This is a genomic window from Bacillus haikouensis (genome assembly GCF_013179555.1).
In the GTDB taxonomy this organism is placed as follows: Bacteria; Bacillota; Bacilli; order Bacillales; family Bacillaceae_B; genus Rossellomorea; species Rossellomorea haikouensis_A.
Genome location: NZ_JABMCR010000551.1, coordinates 1 through 1,113, shown reverse-complemented (window position 1 = coordinate 1,113; position 1,113 = coordinate 1). Strand labels below are relative to the sequence as shown.

Here is a 1,113-nt window from a genome sequence, read left to right as displayed (position 1 = left end):
GTTCATGGCGAAAGAGGAATTGTTCAGGGTACCGATACTCGGAAAGATTCTGCCGGGGGTCCATGCTTTTCCTGTTAAACGCGGCATGAGTGATCGTGAAGCTCTTCGAAAAGGGTTGAAGGTTTTGAGTGACGGAAATGTTTTAGGTTTGTTTCCGGAGGGTACTAGAAGTAAAACAGGTCAGGTCGGTAAAGGTCTGGCAGGTGCGGGATTCTTTGCCCTGCGCTCTGATGCGAAAGTGGTTCCGTGTGCTATCATCGGCCCCTATAAGCCTTTCAGGAAGTTAAAAGTGGTTTATGGTCCGCCTATTCCGATGAATGAAGTAAAAGAACAAAAACTAAATGCTGAAAAAACGACGGAAATTATCATGCAGCATATTGAAAAACTGATGGTATAACCGGACTTTCTTGCTTGACAAATAGTCCTATTTATTAGAAGTTATTAGAAAGACTAATTTATTTAAATTGTGGAAAAATTCACAAAAATAAAATCTTTGCAGTCATGGATTAAGGAGGAGTACATAATGGAAGACATGAATGGAATTGAAGTGAAAAATCTCGAAATTGGTGAAAAAGTTAAGGGTACCGTCACTAAGGTCGAAGAAAAACAAGTCCTAGTTGATGTTCAAGATAGTAAAGTGGATGGCATCATTCCAATTAGTGAACTCTCAAGCCTTCACATTGAAAAAGCTTCTGACGTTGTTAGTGAAGGGGATGTACTGGAGTTAATCGTGACAAAAGTGGAAGAAGAACTGCTAGTTCTTTCTAAGCGTAAAGTCGATGCGGAAAAAGCGTGGGAAGAAATGAAGAACCGTTTCGAAAAAGGGGATGTCTTTGAAGCCGAAGTCAAGGATGTCGTAAAAGGCGGACTTGTTGTAGACCTTGGCGTGAGAGGGTTTGTGCCTGCCTCGTTAGTGGAAGATTACTTTGTGGAAGATTTCGCCGACTACAAAGATAAGGTGCTTTCATTTAAGATTGTAGAGTTGGACCAGGAGAAAAACCGTCTGATCCTTTCTCATCGTGCGGTAGTGGAAGCGGAGAAACAACAGCAAAAGAAGAAGCTCCTTACTGACATTGAATCAGGTGCTGTACTTGAAGGCACGGTTCAGCGCAT

Annotated in this window: 2 protein-coding genes; both read left to right on the top strand. The window is 42.0% G+C overall.

What is annotated here, in order from left to right; translation table 11 throughout:
* On the top strand, positions 1–397 hold a 397-nt coding region (locus HP456_RS24220), incomplete at its 5' end, for a lysophospholipid acyltransferase family protein (RefSeq protein ID WP_172255739.1).
* A 123-nt stretch (positions 398–520) separates the two neighbouring features.
* Positions 521–1,113, top strand: a 593-nt coding sequence (locus HP456_RS24215) for a S1 RNA-binding domain-containing protein (protein WP_172255742.1), incomplete at its 3' end; no start/stop codon positions are given.